This window comes from Streptomyces sp. NPDC002669 (assembly GCF_042889165.1).
Classification (GTDB): domain Bacteria; phylum Actinomycetota; class Actinomycetes; order Streptomycetales; family Streptomycetaceae; genus Streptomyces.
This window is the reverse complement of record NZ_JBIAQQ010000001.1, coordinates 463,645-477,634: the sequence shown is the minus strand read 5'-3', so window position 1 is coordinate 477,634 and position 13,990 is coordinate 463,645. Positions and strand designations below refer to the sequence as shown.

Annotated in this window: 12 protein-coding genes; 2 read left to right on the top strand and 10 right to left on the bottom strand. The window is 70.8% G+C overall.

Features of this window, described 5'->3' with window-relative positions; translation table 11 throughout:
* Window position 1 precedes the first annotated feature (1 nt).
* Window positions 2–1,000, bottom strand: a complete 999-nt coding sequence (locus ACFYW1_RS02100; protein ID WP_388985737.1) for a TauD/TfdA family dioxygenase — start codon at window positions 998–1,000, stop codon at window positions 2–4.
* Window positions 1,001–1,233: 233 nt separating this feature from the next.
* Here ACFYW1_RS02100 and ACFYW1_RS02095 point away from each other — a divergent pair, with 233 nt between their 5' ends.
* The gene (locus ACFYW1_RS02095) at window positions 1,234–2,577 is read left to right on the top strand and encodes an amidase (RefSeq protein ID WP_388985735.1); all 1,344 of its coding nucleotides are present in this window, start codon (window positions 1,234–1,236) and stop codon (window positions 2,575–2,577) included.
* 66 nt (window positions 2,578–2,643) lie between these two features.
* Here the strand turns inward: ACFYW1_RS02095 and ACFYW1_RS02090 are convergent, their stop codons facing one another.
* From ACFYW1_RS02090 to ACFYW1_RS02050, 9 genes are all read right to left on the bottom strand, one after another.
* A complete protein-coding gene (locus tag ACFYW1_RS02090) occupies window positions 2,644–3,117 on the bottom strand; it encodes an XRE family transcriptional regulator (RefSeq protein WP_388985733.1) in 474 nt (157 codons plus the stop codon).
* Between the two features lie 205 nt (window positions 3,118–3,322).
* Window positions 3,323–4,564, bottom strand: coding sequence for an MFS transporter (locus ACFYW1_RS02085; RefSeq protein WP_388985731.1), 1,242 nt, complete (start codon window positions 4,562–4,564; stop codon window positions 3,323–3,325).
* A complete protein-coding gene (locus ACFYW1_RS02080; protein WP_388985729.1) occupies window positions 4,561–5,175 on the bottom strand; it encodes an ArsR/SmtB family transcription factor in 615 nt (204 codons plus the stop codon). The genes ACFYW1_RS02085 and ACFYW1_RS02080 overlap by 4 nt, the downstream gene beginning before the upstream one ends.
* A 420-nt stretch (window positions 5,176–5,595) precedes the next feature.
* Complete coding sequence (locus tag ACFYW1_RS02075) at window positions 5,596–6,477, bottom strand: geranyl diphosphate 2-C-methyltransferase (protein WP_388985726.1); 882 nt, start codon at window positions 6,475–6,477, stop codon at window positions 5,596–5,598.
* 16 nt (window positions 6,478–6,493) lie between these two features.
* Window positions 6,494–7,780 (bottom strand): family 2 encapsulin nanocompartment cargo protein terpene cyclase, encoded by a 1,287-nt coding sequence (locus ACFYW1_RS02070; protein WP_388985724.1) that lies wholly within the window; start codon window positions 7,778–7,780, stop codon window positions 6,494–6,496.
* A 102-nt stretch (window positions 7,781–7,882) separates the two neighbouring features.
* Window positions 7,883–9,295 carry a family 2B encapsulin nanocompartment shell protein gene (locus tag ACFYW1_RS02065; protein ID WP_388985722.1) on the bottom strand — a complete coding sequence of 471 codons (1,413 nt, stop codon included), beginning with the start codon at window positions 9,293–9,295 and terminating at the stop codon, window positions 7,883–7,885.
* A gap of 427 nt (window positions 9,296–9,722) precedes the next feature.
* Window positions 9,723–11,252, bottom strand: a complete 1,530-nt coding sequence (locus ACFYW1_RS02060; RefSeq protein WP_388985720.1) for a helix-turn-helix domain-containing protein — start codon at window positions 11,250–11,252, stop codon at window positions 9,723–9,725.
* Window positions 11,253–11,459: 207 nt separating this feature from the next.
* Window positions 11,460–12,083, bottom strand: coding sequence for an RraA family protein (locus ACFYW1_RS02055; protein ID WP_388985718.1), 624 nt, complete (start codon window positions 12,081–12,083; stop codon window positions 11,460–11,462).
* 71 nt (window positions 12,084–12,154) lie between these two features.
* Window positions 12,155–12,757 (bottom strand): hypothetical protein, encoded by a 603-nt coding sequence (locus ACFYW1_RS02050; protein ID WP_388985716.1) that lies wholly within the window; start codon window positions 12,755–12,757, stop codon window positions 12,155–12,157.
* Window positions 12,758–12,887: 130 nt separating this feature from the next.
* Here ACFYW1_RS02050 and ACFYW1_RS02045 point away from each other — a divergent pair, with 130 nt between their 5' ends.
* The gene (locus tag ACFYW1_RS02045; protein WP_388985714.1) at window positions 12,888–13,742 is read left to right on the top strand and encodes a maleylpyruvate isomerase N-terminal domain-containing protein; all 855 of its coding nucleotides are present in this window, start codon (window positions 12,888–12,890) and stop codon (window positions 13,740–13,742) included.
* The last annotated feature ends 248 nt before the right edge of the window (window positions 13,743–13,990 follow it).

Here is a 13,990-nt window from a genome sequence, read left to right as displayed (position 1 = left end):
ATCAGTCGAGTACGGCTCCGCCGCCCGCCCGATGCACCCGGTTGCGTCGATTGTCGAGGTGTATGAATATGCGTTGCAGCCAGCGGTCCCCGCCGTCGTAGCGCGGTGTGAAGGGGGAACGGCCGTGCAGGACGACACGGTTGTCGAGCAGGACCATCTCGCCCGTGGCGAGACGCACCGGGAGCGCGGACGCGGCCATGGCGCCGCGCAACCGCTCCAGGACTTCCCGCGCCTCCTCGTCGAGGGCCTCGGTGACGTGGAAGTCCACGCAGACGTTCGGGTCTTCGGGGCTGCCGTCCAACACCGGATGGGCGGGCGTGGTGGCACCGGCGTCGAAGGACGGGGGCGGCGAGGTGGTGAAGCGCGCCTGATGGAGCACCTCACGGTCGGACGCGTCGAGACGAGGCAGGGCGAGGCGGACGGAGGCCACCAGGGTGCCCGCGTTCGACTCGTGATCGGCCCGCAGGCAGGTGAGGCCGACGAAGTCGGGGCGGCACGGGTGGAAGGCGTTCTCCACGTGGTATTCGAGCGGTACGGAACCCGCGTTGCTCTGGGACCCCTCCAGGCCGCGCACCGGGACGACGTTCTGCACCAGGGCGCCGGACTTCTCCTGCCGGTAGGCCACCAGCTCGCCCAGCTGGAGCCCGATCAGGACGGAGACGGAGGCGGGCACGGTGGCGACGCGTTCCACCGAATCCGGCTCGACCGGTGTCGGCGGCAGGGGGTCCTCGCCGATGGGCAGACCCGCCAGCAACAGTGCCCCGAGCTCCCCCGGGTCGTGGCGGAAGGCCCGCAGCACCTCCAGCAGCCGGGGCGGCAGGGAACAGCTGAGGCGCCGCGCGCCGTCGAGCCAGGCGCCGTCCTCGATCAGACCGCCCCCCAAGGACGCCAGCTGCTCGGCGAGGGACCGCACCGCGGACCGTTCGGCACCGGAGAGTTCGTGCCGGTGGAGGTCCAGGGCCGCTCGTACGGATGGCGTGACGTGCTGAACGGTCTTCACTCTTCTCCCTTCGGGGTACTCATCTCGCAAGTGGCTGACAGCAAGGTAGTGGGGAGCCCGCCGAATTGGTTTCCGGCGGCTTCAAGAGGTCAACGCCTGACCCAACGGGGCTTCGTTATTGAAGGGGTGAAGATCTCCCTCATACGATGCGGAGCGTGGGTGACATACATGATTTGACCGCATTGGAATTGGCGACTGCGATACGGCGTCGCGAGCTGGGTCCCGTAGAAATCGTGGATCATTATCTGGAGCGGATCGACCGAATCGGCGCATCCGTCGGCGCCTTCATCACCGTCACCGACCGGGCGGCGCGGGAAAGGGCGAAGCGGGACGAGCGCGCCGTTCTCGACGGAAAACCGCTCCCGCCCCTGCACGGTGTTCCCACGGCGATCAAGGACCTCAACCACACGGCCGGGGTCCGGACGACGCACGGATCGGTACTGGGGCTGGAGGACGTCCCGGACTTCGACGACCACGTGGTGGAACTCCTGGCCGAGGCCGGCACGAACAGCCTCGGCAAGACGAACGTCCCGGAGTACGGGTACCCGTTCTACACCGAGAACCGGATCGCGCCGCCCGCCCGCACCCCCTGGGACCTGTCCCGTTCGGCCGGTGGATCGAGCGGTGGCGCGGCCGCGGCGGTGGCCTCGGGCCTCCTCCCCTTCGCGCAGGGCAGCGACGGCGGCGGATCGTTGCGGCTGCCCTGCAGCGTCACCGGCCTGTACGGCATCAAGCCGTCGCGCGGACGCGTCAGCAACGGCCCCGCGAGCACCGACACGACCGCGTTCTCCTGCAACGGGCCGATCACCCGCTCGGTGGCCGACGCCGCGGCGATGCTGGACGCCATGGCCGTGCCGATTCCCACCGAGGCGTACCAGACCCCGTCCCTGCCCCCGGGGGACACCTTCCTCGGATACGCGCGCCGTGGCGACGTGCCCCGTATGCGCGTCGGCCGCTACATCGAGCCGTGCGCACCGGGCGTGACGGCGAGTCCGGAATGCGTGGCGGCCTGGGAGCACGCCAGTGCGTTGCTCGCCGAACTCGGTCACGAGGTGGTCGACATCGACCCGCCGTTCACCGAGGAGTTCTGGTCGGTCCTGCAGACCCTGCACCGTGCCGGACAGACCACCCGCCTCGTGGACCCGGAGACACGGGGGAAGATCACCCCGCTGGCCCGCTGGATGCAGGAGACGGGATCCGAGGTACCCGTGGCCGAGTTCCTGGCGGCGATGAAGGGCATCCGCATGTGGTCGCGGCGCGTCATCCGCTCCACCGCCGAATGCGACGCCCTGCTGACGCCCACGCTTGCCCAGCCGCCGCGACCCCTCGGATGGTTCACCGACGGCGTCGCCCCCGAGGAGACCCTCGCCCGCATGGCGCGGTTCTCCCCGTTCACCGGTCCGTACAACGCCACGGGCCAGCCCTGTGTGAGCATCCCCCTGTGGTGGACCGAGGACGGGCTCCCCATCGGCGTCATGCTGGCGGGCCGCCCCTTCGACGAGGGCACTCTGATCACCCTCTCCGCGGAACTGGAGCGGGCCGCCCCGTGGCGGCAGCGGGTTCCCGCCATGTGGTAGCCCCACCTACCCGACCCGTGGGCCCGCCGCGCCCCGGGACTGAGACGCCCCGGGCCCCGGGGCGTCTCAGTCCCGGGGCGCGCCCCGTTCCGCACCACCTGTGAGGCCCGGGAGCTGTTCGTCCGGAGAAAGGCCGTGGGCTCTGCGCACCTCGTTCACCAGGGTGAGCAGCGCCTCGATGGTCGTCGCCGAAAGGCCGGAGACGCGCAGCGCGAGGCGGCGGACATGACGGTCGCGCAGGGCGGCCGCGAGCTTCAGGTGGCTGTCGACGTGCTTCGTCACGTCCTCGTCGAAGAAATAGGCGGGCGGCACACCGAAGAACTTGCTCAGGGCCGTGATGTGACGCAGCGTCGGGTTGCTGCGCTGCCCCTTGCGCAACAGCCAGATGTAGCTTCCGGAGATGGGGACGCCGTCGTCGGTGATGAACCGCGCGACCTCCTCGGTGCTGTAGGGGCCCCGGCCTGCGGGAACCACGGTGGCGAAGAGGTGGTTCAGCTTGCCCGCGAGGGAATTCGTTCCGATTCGCTGTGCCTCAGTCATCCTCACACACCCTCGAATCTCTCCTGTTCGAAGCCGGCGCACAGACGGATGTGCGGAACGGCATCGTGACTCCCGGGGGGTCGCGGATGCCGGAACGCCGCCCGGCCCCGTGCGCTCCGGCCGGGGCGCGCCCGGACCCTCGGCACGTACGGCGGTGAGCGGCGTCGGTCGGGACCACGTGCCACGGGGCCGCACCCCCTGTCGGCTACGCGGACTTGGACGACTTGAGTTCGGCATGGCGCAGGGCGGGAACGGAGAGCCCGAGCACCGCGGCGAGCAGGCAGATCGCGCCGCACCCGGCGAAGAACGTGCCCGCGCCCCAGAGCGCCACGGTGACGCCGACGGCGGGGAAGAGCACCGGCGCCAGGCCGAGTGTGCACAGGGTGGTGACCGAGGTGACCCGGCCGAGGTACCGGGGATCGGTCTCCGTCTGGACCAGCGCACCCGTCAAGGTGGTGGCGAACCCGCTGGTCAGGCCGATCAGCGCACCGAACGCGACGGCCATGGCCAGTGAGGGCGCCTGCCCCAGGCCCACGGCACCCGCAGCCGTGACGAGCAGGGCGGCGGACATCGTCATCCCCGCCCGGGGTACGCGCGGGACCACGGTGAGCAGCAGCGCGGAGGCCGTGGCCCCGATGCTGAACGCGCTCGCCACCCACCCCATGCCCTCGGCGCCCCAGCCGCGTTCATCGGCCAGGAGCACCAGCCCGGTGGCCACGGGCCCGCTGAAGCACATCTCGCTCAGCCCGATCACCACGACCAGCGGCGCCAGCAGCCGATGGCGGCGGACATAACGCAGGCCGTCCCTCAACTCGTTCCGTGCCGAGGTACGTCGAGGCGTTTCGGCCGGAGGGGTGACGCGTACGGTGAGCAGGGTCCCGAGGGAGACGGCGAAGAGCACACCCGCCGCGGTGAACGCGCCTGCGGCTCCGCCGGACACCAGGACGGCCCCCGCCACGAGCGGACCCACGGCGTTGCTCAGCCGGATCGACAGCCCGCGCATCCCCTGGACCCGGGCGAGCTGATCGACCGTCGTGATGCGCGGCGGCAGCGCCCCCACCGCCGGCATGAACACGGCGTCCACCACACCGAAGATCAGCGCGACGACGGCCAGCAGCCATATGTGCGCAGGTGCGAGCGCGACCGCCGCGGCGGCGGCGAGGATCACCGCGCAGCGGACCGCGTCGCTGAGCACGGCGACCCGGCGCGGCCCGAACCGGTCGGCCACCACCCCGCCGCCGAGCATGAGGACCGCACGGGGGAGGGCCCCCGCCGCGACCACCAACCCCACCTGCGAGGGGCCGCCGGCCCGCGCGGCGGCCCAGGACAGCGCGAGGAAGTACACGACGTCGCCCGCGACCGACGCCGTGTACGCGGTCAGCCAGCGCAGGACGTTGGCATCCCGGTAGGCGGGCCGTAAGGGCGCGGCCGTGTCGGGGGCACTCATGCGTCACCGGCCGCCGGCAGGGCCGTTCCCGGCACCGGAAAGGCCTGAACCTGCAGTGTCACCGGGGCGGAGCCCTCGGGCACCTCGCTCCCGCCGCGGCGGTAACGCGCGATCACCCCGAAGATCTCCGCCCGCAACCGGTGCACATCGGCCGGGGCCAGATGGAGGAGGAAGTCGCTGTAGGTGACGACGTCGAGCCATTCCCGGGGGATCAGGGGCAGTTCGTGTGCCGACCTGCGCAGCCGGTCCGCCGCGGCGAGGGCCACCGCGTGCGTGTACCCGAGCCCGGCCTCGTGCTGCTCCCCGGACGCGGCAGCGGGGTTGTGGATCGACTGACGGTGAGCGGCCCTCCACCACCGCTCCCGTCCGGTGCCGCGCTCCGGTTCCTCCACGATGAGTCCCCCCGAGGCGAGGCGCCGCAGATGGTAACTGGCCGCCCCGGGATTGATGCCGAGCTCCTCGGCCGTCCGGGTGGCGGTGGACGGACCGCGCTCCCGCAACAGGGAGAGCACGTTCAGACGCAGGGGGTGCGCGAGTACGCGCAGGGCGGCCGTGTCGAGCTCGATGTCCCGCACGGAAGGATCTTCGGGTGGGGTGGAGGGGGCGACCATGTGCCGAGACTAGAGCCACAACAATTGTTTCGAAAGAGATGTTGTGAAGAATCTTCCGGTCTCCAACTCCGTTTCGGACAAGCAGAGTTCGAGGATCCGGACGGCCTCTTCGGATTCACCGGAAGCACCTTCCGGGAGATGGCTCCGCGCAGGGAACGGAGCTGCTGCCCGCGAGCGCGGGGCGGCAGGGGCCGGGCCGCGTACCGATGCGGCCCCGGGATGATCCTGGGGAGAGGCCGTGGACAGCCTGGTCTCCGGGGAACGCGTGAGGCGATATGGCGGCCTGCGGCTCCGGCCGCGAGCGGGCGACTGCGCCGAGGGCTCCCCTCCGCAGGGGTTCGGTCTGCGGAGGGGAGCCCTCGTGGATTCCTGGTGCTTCTCAGGCCCCGGACGCCTGCGTCCGGTCGGCAGGAGGCCGGATCAGACGCGGTCGGCCGCGATCAGGAGGTACTGGAAGGAACCGTCCTTGTAGGAGTTGATGAACGCGTCCTCGATCCCCGTGACCAGCGAGGACGTGGCCCGCAGCTCCCAGTAGGGCAGGGTGTCGGGGGTGAGGTCGATGACGGCCTGGGGCACGAGGCGATTGTCGGCCATGGCGCGCAGGTACTCCCGGCGCGAGTGGATGTTGCACTCGAAGTGCGCGTTGATCTGCGAGACCCACTTCGAGGGCTGGCCGTACCGCGGGTTCCAGCAGCCGGTGATGGTCACGTAGCGGCCGCCGACCGAGAGGACGCGGGAGTGTTCGGCGAAGAGGTCGTGCAGGTCGACGTACATGCTCGACTCGTTGTTCCACGAGGCCGCGGCCGAACCGGTCTCGAAGGGCGTGGCAAGCATGTTGCAGACGCGGGCGCGGACGTGGTCGTCGAGACCGAGCTCACGGGCGCGTCCGTTGGCGAAGTCGGCCTGCTTGGCCGACAGCGTGACGCCCTCGACCTTGCACCCGAAGCGCTGGTGGGCCATCACCATCGTGCCGCCGCGGCCGCAGCCGGCGTCCACCAGGGTGTCCTCGGGCCCGATGTCGCCGAGCTGCCCCAGGAGGAACTCGGCCTGCGCCGACTCCAGCCGGTGGAGCTCGGTGATCAGCTTCTTCTCCCGCTCGCTGTCCTCGGGGTCGCCGAGCGCGGCGTGGTCGACCTCACCGATGCCGTAGTGGTGGTGGTAGAGACCGTCGACAGCGCCGAGACGCAGGTTGACGGGCCTGGCCTCCCCGTCCCAGTAGCGGGCGATGTCCCCCTGGTAGGGCGTCGCGGGGTGGGGGATGAGCGGGGACGCGGCGGTGGCGGTGAGCTCGGTGTTGGGCACGGATGAATCCATTCTCTTACCAGAAATCGGGCAGGCTGTAGCGATAGGTGTTGGACTGGTGCCAGTGGTGGTTGCCGTCGACCCACGCGGCCACGCCCCGCAGGAAGCGCTGCACGGTCGGTACGGGGCAGATGGCGGCCAGGGCCGCGGCCTCGGTCTCGAAGGCGTGCATGAGGTCGTTGTGGACCTCGATCGACTTCAGATAGGCGTCCCGGTCGGAGAGGCCCTCGCGCTCGGCGATCACGACGGGCAGGTTCAGGTGCTGCCCGGGGGCGTCGAGCTCCTTGGTGTACGAGTACAGGTCGTTCACGATGGTCGTCGCGTTTCCCGCGAGGGCGATGACCTTCTGCATGGCGGCCTGGGCGTGCAGGTCCGCCGGCAGTTCGTAGCCGCCGACGGTGTCGGTGATGGTCGGGCAGGGGCGGAAGTTGTTGAACTGACGCATCGCCAGGTACTCCCACACCTCCGGGACGCGGCCCAGCTGGGCCCAGGCCGCCTCGGCGAGGTACCCCATGTGCAACCGGGCCATGTCGTGCCGGAACCGGTCCGCCTGGGAGGGGCTGGCCGCACGCACGAAGTACTCCATGGCGGAGCGGTAGGCGCGCCGGGGCGCGTCCGAGTGGAGCGACTTCGCCCACTGCGGCTGGTACTCCGCCGTCGTGTACAGGGGGTCGAGGGCGGTGTGCGCCAGCAGGAGGCGTTCGCCGAGGCCGACGGGCGAGCCCCCGTGGTCCTCGCAGTAGCAGTCGTCCACCGCGTTCTCGGCCACCATCAGACGCGTGGCGAGCATCAGGTGGTCGACGGTGGGCGCGTCCGGGTGGCAGCCGACCATGTAACGGCCCACGGAGAAGCCGTCGAACTGCTCCTCCCACTCCTCCGGATACAGGGAGACCTCGTCCAGCGCCCAGGCCTTGATCCTTCGGCTGACCTCCTCGACCCGCACCGGGTCGGGCTCGGGCACCGGGTGGTGGTAGAGGCCCGGGACGGGCACGCCTTCCGGCGCCCCCGCGGAGGGGACCGGAGGCGTCGGCGGTTCCTCCCGCGGGGTCAGGCGCAGACCCGCCGTGCCCAGCCCGTTGGGGCCGCGCAGGATCCGGTCCAGGTCGGCGGCCGGTGCCGGGGGCGCCGGGGTCTCGGGGACGGTCGGGGCGGGCGCGGAGAGTGTGGGCGCGGCGGGCGGGCCGCCGAAGACGGCCCCGACATCGTGGGCGCGGGCCGCGGCGGCAGCCAGTACGTGCGTCCCGAAGCGGGAAGCGGCCTCGGGCAGGCTCGACTGCGGCGGCGGCAGTTCGGGCACGGGCATCCATGGCTCCTCGGTGGGTGGGCGGCTGTCCGGGGCCCTCGGGCACGCGCGACCTCCCCGGGGGACCGGGACGTCGCGCGTCTGCCCTCCGGGCCGGGGCCGTTACTTGGGCCAGCGGGCGATCTGCACGTTCTCCAGCACACCGACCGCGTCCGGCACGAGGATCGCGGCGGAGTAGTAGGTGCTGACGAGGTAGGAGATGATCGCCTTCTCGTCGATGCCCATGAAGCGGACCGACAGGCCCGGCTCGTACTCGTCCGGCAGCCCGGTCTGGTGCAGGCCGACGACGCCCTGGTTGTCCTCGCCGGTACGCATGACCAGGATCGAGCTGGTCTTCTCCGGCGTGATGGGGATCTTGTTGCAGGGGAGGATCGGCACCCCGCGCCAGGCCGGGACCTGCTGGCCCCCGAGATCGGTGTGGTCGGGGTAGATCCCGCGCGCGTTGAACTCGCGCCCGATCGCCGCGATCGTCCGCGGGTGCGCGAGGAAGAACTTGGAACCGCGGCGCCGGCAGAGCAGTTCGTCCAGGTCGTCCGGGGTCGGCGGACCGGAGTGCGTCTGGATGCGCTGCTTGAAGTCGGCGTTGTGGAGCAGGCCGAACTCCCGGTTGTTGATCAGCTCGTGTTCCTGGCGTTCGCGCAACGCCTCGATGGTGAGCCGGAGTTGCTCCTTGGTCTGGTTCATCGGCTCGTTGTAGAGGTCGGCGACCCTGGTGTGGACCCGCAGAACGGTCTGGGCGACCGAGAGTTCGTACTCGCGCGGGTGCAGTTCGTAGTCGACGAAGGCGCCGGGCAGTTCGTGCTCCCCGACGTGACCGGCCGACATCGCGATCTCCGCCTCGCCGCGGTGGTTCTGCCGCCGGCCGGCAAGCGAGGAGAACTCCTGGACGTGGGCCTGGAGGCCCGGCGCAGTGGACAGCACGGCCGCGAAGTCGGCGCGCGACAGTGTGAGCAGCGTGCCCGAGGTCTCGGCGGTGACGGTGCGGTCCCACCGGCCGTCCCCGTCCAGGAGGGCGTGCTCCCCGAACCGGTCGCCGTCGGCCAGCACCTCCAGCGCGACCTCGTCGCCGTAGTTGCCGACGGAGGTCTGGTTGACGCGTCCGTGGGCGATCAGGTGCAGCTTGTCCGCGGGCGTCCCGTGCTCGACCAGCGTCTCGCCCGCCTGGAAGTCGTGCTGGACGCAGCGCCCGGCGAGCGCGGTCAGCACCTCCACGTCGTCGAAGCCGCGCAGCAGGGCCAGTTCACCGAGTTCGCGGGGGATCACCCTGACCCGGGAGCCGTCCTGGACGAACTCCACGGTCCCGTCGCCGACGGTGTAGGACAGGCGGCGGTTCACCCGGTAGGCCCCGCCCCGGGCCTCCACCCAGGGGAGCATCCTCAGCAGCCAGCGGGAGGTGATCTCCTGCATCTGCGGGGCCGATTTGGTCGTGGTGGCCAGGTTGCGGGCGGCCGCCGTGCCCAGGCTGGATTGCCGGGGCAGCTCCGGTCGTACTTCCGGGCTCGAGTCAACAGTCATCGGGCAAGCGCTCCTTGGGAGGGCGGCGACACGCGTATGCGGACGTCATCGGGCAACAGGGGAGGAATGGGGTATGTGACGGGAATCCGTCCAGATCCAGGGGAACCCTAGTTGCCGCTTCGCTTCCCGGAGCAAGGGAAGCCGTCGACGTTAACTCGATACGATGATCGTGCCCTTGCGCATGTTTGCCCGAGGACCGACATGATTCGGCCGCAATCGGCGATGCACCCGACAGGTGGCCGATTTGGCATTCGGCGATGCGGTAGTGACGGCCTCGAACAACTGGAAGGCATGACTCCTCCCGGCCCAACTCCCCGGAGAAACAACGGAAATGCCGCCGCGCCCTTCCCCGCCCGGCACGCATGCGGGGGTGGGGAAGGGCGCGACGGCGTTCGCGGTGAAGAAGGGGTGTGACGGTGTCCGCGACTCAGATGTCCCGGAAGATCTCGATCTGCGCACCCACCGAGTTGAGCCGTTCCGCCAGCTCTTCGTAACCCCGGTTGATGACGTACACGTTGCGCAGGACGGAGGTGCCCTCCGCCGCCATCATGGCGAGCAGCACCACCACCGCGGGGCGCAGGGCGGGCGGGCACATCATCTCGGCGGCGCGCCAGCGGGTCGGGCCCTCGACCAACACCCGGTGCGGGTCGAGGAGTTGGAGCCTGCCGCCGAGGCGGTTCAGATCGGTGAGGTAGATGGCCCGGTTGTCGTAGACCCAGTCGTGGATGAGGGTCTGGCCGTGGGCCGAGGCGGCGATCGCCGCGAAGAAGGGCACATTGTCGATGTTGAGCCCGGGGAACGGCATGGGGTGGATCTTGTCGATCGGCGCCTCCAGCTTGGAGGGCCGGACCGTGAGGTCGACCAGGCGGGTGCGGCCGTTGTCGGCGGCGTACTCCGTCGTGCGGTCGCAGTCGACGCCCATCTCCTCCAGCACCGCGAGTTCGATCTCCAGGAACTCGATCGGCACCCGGCGGATCGTCAGCTCGGACTCCGTCACCACGGCGGCGGCGAGGAGGCTCATCGCCTCGACCGGGTCCTCGGAGGGGGAGTAGTCGACGTCCACGTCTATGTGCGGGACTCCGTGCACGGTCAGTGTGGTCGTGCCGATGCCGTCCACGCGTATGCCGAGCGTCTCCAGGAAGAAGCAGAGGTCCTGGACCATGTAGTTGGAGGACGCGTTGCGGATGACGGTGGTGCCGTCGTGCCGGGCGGCGGCCAGCAGCGCGTTCTCGGTCACGGTGTCGCCGCGCTCGGTCAGGACGATGGGGCGGCCGGGGGTGACCGCGTGGTCGACCTGGGCGTGGTAGATGCCCTCGGTCGCGGCGATCTCCAGGCCGAAGCGGCGCAGCGCGATCATGTGCGGCTCGATGGTCCGCGTGCCGAGGTCGCAGCCGCCCGCGTACGGGAGCTTGAACCGGTCCATGCGATGCAGCAGCGGACCGAGGAACATGATGATGGAACGCGTCCGGCGCGCGGCGTCCGCGTCGATGGCGTCCATGTCGAGCCGGGCCGGCGGGACGATCTCCAGGTCGGTTCCCCCGTTGATCCACCGGGTGCGCACGCCGATGGAGTTGAGCACCTCCAGGAGGCGGTAGACCTCCTCGATCCGGGCCACCCGGCGCAGCACCGTGCGGCCCTTGTTGAGCAGCGAGGCGCAGAGCAGTGCCACGCACGCGTTCTTGCTCGTCTTGACGTCGATGGAGCCCGAGAGCCGGCGCCCGCCGACCACCCGCAGGTGCATGGGCCCGGCGTAGCCGAGCGACACGATCTCGCTGTCGAGCGCCTCACCGATGCGCGCGATCATCTCAAGGCTGATGTTCTGGTTGCCGCGCTCGATGCGGTTCACGGCGCTCTGGCTGGTGCCGAGCGCCTCGGCGAGCTGACTTTGTGTCCAGCCCCGGTGCTGACGGGCGTCACGGATGAGCTTGCCGATGCGTACGAGGTAATCGTCTGACATGGCGAAAGGTTATCTCAGATATGAGATGAGCCCTGCGCCGGGGTATGCCGTTCGGGTGAACGGGTGCGCGTGACCGCGTGGCGGTCGTGCTTCCGGGCCCGTACGAGTGGTACGGGCCCGGCGCTCACCGCGCGTTCCATGGTTCCCGCGGGCCGCCGCGACGGCACGCGCTGCGCGTCCGTCCGGGGCACGGGGTGTTCCTCGTCGTCAGTCCTCGAAGCCGTTCGCGCGCAGGACGGCGTCGATGCGGGCGCGGTGCGCGGCCTCCCAGGCGTCGAGGGACTCACCGGCCTCCTTGTCCGCCTTCTTCCGGGCGTCGGCGAGCACCTGCTCCCGCCGGTCCCGGGGCGTGACCACGATGCCCTCCTCGTCGGCCACCACGATGTCACCGGCGTTCACCGGCACACCGCCGCACCGCACCGGCCCGCCCAGCGGCTCGACGGCCTTCTTCGTGCCCGGGATGGGGATGACGCCCCGGGCGAAGACGGGGAAGCCCATCTCGCGCACCTCGGCGAGGTCGCGGATCACCCCGTCGGCCACGAACGCCGCGATCCCCCGGCGCCGGGCGACGGCGCAGACGTTCCCGCCGGCGAGCGCGTGGTCCACGTCGCCCGACTCGACGACGATGACGGAGCCGGGTTCCGCGCGGTGGATGGCCGCGTGGAGCATGAGGTTGTCGCCCGGCGGGCACCGCACGGTGAACGCCGGTCCGGCGACGCGCGGCATCGGGGACCACAACGGGCGGATGCCGATGTCCATGACCTGTTCGCGTCCCAGGAGGTCGGCGAGGGTGGTCGGGGAGATGCCCTTGAATCCGTCGGCTTCGTTCACGTTCCGCTCTCTCCTTCGTCTTCGGTGGTTCGCGCCTTCATGGACGACGCGTTCTCATGAATGCCGGACGGTCAGCAGTAGAGGCCGAGGACTCCCCAGCCGCGCCGTTCGGCCTCGGTCATGACCTCGCCCCAGTCCTTCAGCAGCAGGGCGAACTCGTCGAAGTCCGCGATCCAGCTTCCCGGGGACGCGGCGTGCTTCGCGAACGGCTCCCGCAGCGTGTCGAGTTCGGGCGCGGTCCGGTCCCAGAGCCGCTTGATCCCCGGCACCTCGTCCGGTGCGGACCACATCAACGTCCTCACGTTCCAGGGACATTCCGGCTCGGGCGCCTCCTCGCCGTCGCCGCCGTCCATGAACGGAAGGCCGCCCCAGAACAGCGCCGACAGGTAGTGGTCCAGGGCGGTGCGCAGACCGGGGGCGGCGTGGTCGCGGACGTCCTCCCACCGTTCGCCCGCCCAGAAGTGGGGCTTGTAGGAGCCGAGCGTGCCGTGGAAGTCGTATCTGCGGCACCAGTCGGCGTCCTCCTTCCTCGGCCGGACCCACCCCGCCGGAGGAGGGGAGTCCCAGGTGTCATCGTCGTCGAAGACGTCCCAGAGAAGGGCGGACTGCTCGTCCGCCGGGACGGTTCCCAGTCGTTCCCAGTCCACGATCAGGACCTCGATGCACACTCCCATCGCACGGAGGTTAGTCCCCGCGGGCCGGGCGCCCCAGCGATTACCTCCCCTGCCGGGGCCGCGCGGGCCCTGTCGCGATGACGCTACTCGGCGGTAATCTGCGGGCCCGTCCGCAGCGTGGGGAGTGGGTATGGGCACCGTCACGAGCTTCGATCCCGTCGCCGAGCACGAGAGGGCCCGCGCCGCGCTGGGCGGGGTGATCCCGCGGCTGGTCCGGCTGTTGCGCGACGTCCCCGACGCGGGCGCGGCCTCCGGCGTCCCGGAGTGGACGGTGGGCGACGTCGGCGCGCACCTCGCGGCCGTGTACCTCGGGTACTGCTCCCTCGTCTCCGCCGACGGGGCCGTGGAGTGGGACAGCCTGCTGCCGTCGGGCGAGGTGTCGTTCGGCGAGCGGATCGCGGCCGTGAACGCCGGGTCCGTCGGCCTCTTCGATGGCGAGGAGCGCGCCCGTCCCGGCGATGTCGTCGCCGAACGGGGCGGGGCGTTCCTCCGGATCACCGAGGGCCTCGCCCCGGACACCCCCGTCGCCGTGCCCTGGTACGGGGCGACGGTCTCGTTGGCGACGATGACCGGTCTGCTGCTCGGTGAGAGCCTGGTGCACGGCCTGGACATCGCGCGCGGTGCCGGACTCCCGTGGTCGATCGGCCCGGACGAGGCGGCCCTGGTGATCGGTCAGTCGATGCCGACGATGATGGCGCTGGCCCTGGACGAGGAGAAGGCGCGGGGGGTCGGCATCGCGTTCGACCTCAGGATCAAGGGCGGGCCGCGACTGGCGGTCGTCGTCGAGGACGGGGCGATGACGGTGACCCGCGACGCCCCGCCGCGCGGCTACGACTGCCGGATCACGGCGGCGCCGGTCGCGTTCCTGCTGGTCGCCTTCCGGCGCACGCCGATCTGGAAGGCGATCGCGAGCGGCCGGATGCTGGCCGGCGGCCGCAGGCCGTGGCTCGCCACGCGGCTCGGCGAACTCGTCGCCACCCCTTGATCCGGCGAGCGGGGGTGTCGGGCGGCGCGGACCGGTCCCGGTCGATGGCCCACATGGCCGCAGGCGGGCGCAGGGGGCACCGGCCGGGCATGACCGCGCCACGGTGATGTACTAGAGTTATCTCGACATCGAGATATATGCCGAAGGCGCACGCGCCAGCCAGATGGTAAGGGTTACCTAACCAAGCCTTACCTTAGCGGATGGCCGGGGCCGTAGGCGGCACCACGCGGCGCCCGCCGTAAGAGAGG

What these genes read in the sequence shown, in the direction of transcription:
- ACFYW1_RS02080 (WP_388985729.1), bottom strand. Translation starts at nt 5,175, where the DNA reads ATGGTCGCCCCCTCCACCCCACCCGAAGATCCTTCCGTGCGGGACATC.
- ACFYW1_RS02090 (WP_388985733.1), bottom strand. Translation starts at nt 3,117, where the DNA reads ATGACTGAGGCACAGCGAATCGGAACGAATTCCCTCGCGGGCAAGCTG.
- ACFYW1_RS02065 (WP_388985722.1), bottom strand. Translation starts at nt 9,295, where the DNA reads ATGACTGTTGACTCGAGCCCGGAAGTACGACCGGAGCTGCCCCGGCAA.
- ACFYW1_RS02070 (WP_388985724.1), bottom strand. Translation starts at nt 7,780, where the DNA reads ATGCCCGTGCCCGAACTGCCGCCGCCGCAGTCGAGCCTGCCCGAGGCC.
- ACFYW1_RS02050 (WP_388985716.1), bottom strand. Translation starts at nt 12,757, where the DNA reads ATGGGAGTGTGCATCGAGGTCCTGATCGTGGACTGGGAACGACTGGGA.
- ACFYW1_RS02045 (WP_388985714.1), top strand. Translation starts at nt 12,888, where the DNA reads ATGGGCACCGTCACGAGCTTCGATCCCGTCGCCGAGCACGAGAGGGCC.
- ACFYW1_RS02060 (WP_388985720.1), bottom strand. Translation starts at nt 11,252, where the DNA reads ATGTCAGACGATTACCTCGTACGCATCGGCAAGCTCATCCGTGACGCC.
- ACFYW1_RS02085 (WP_388985731.1), bottom strand. Translation starts at nt 4,564, where the DNA reads ATGAGTGCCCCCGACACGGCCGCGCCCTTACGGCCCGCCTACCGGGAT.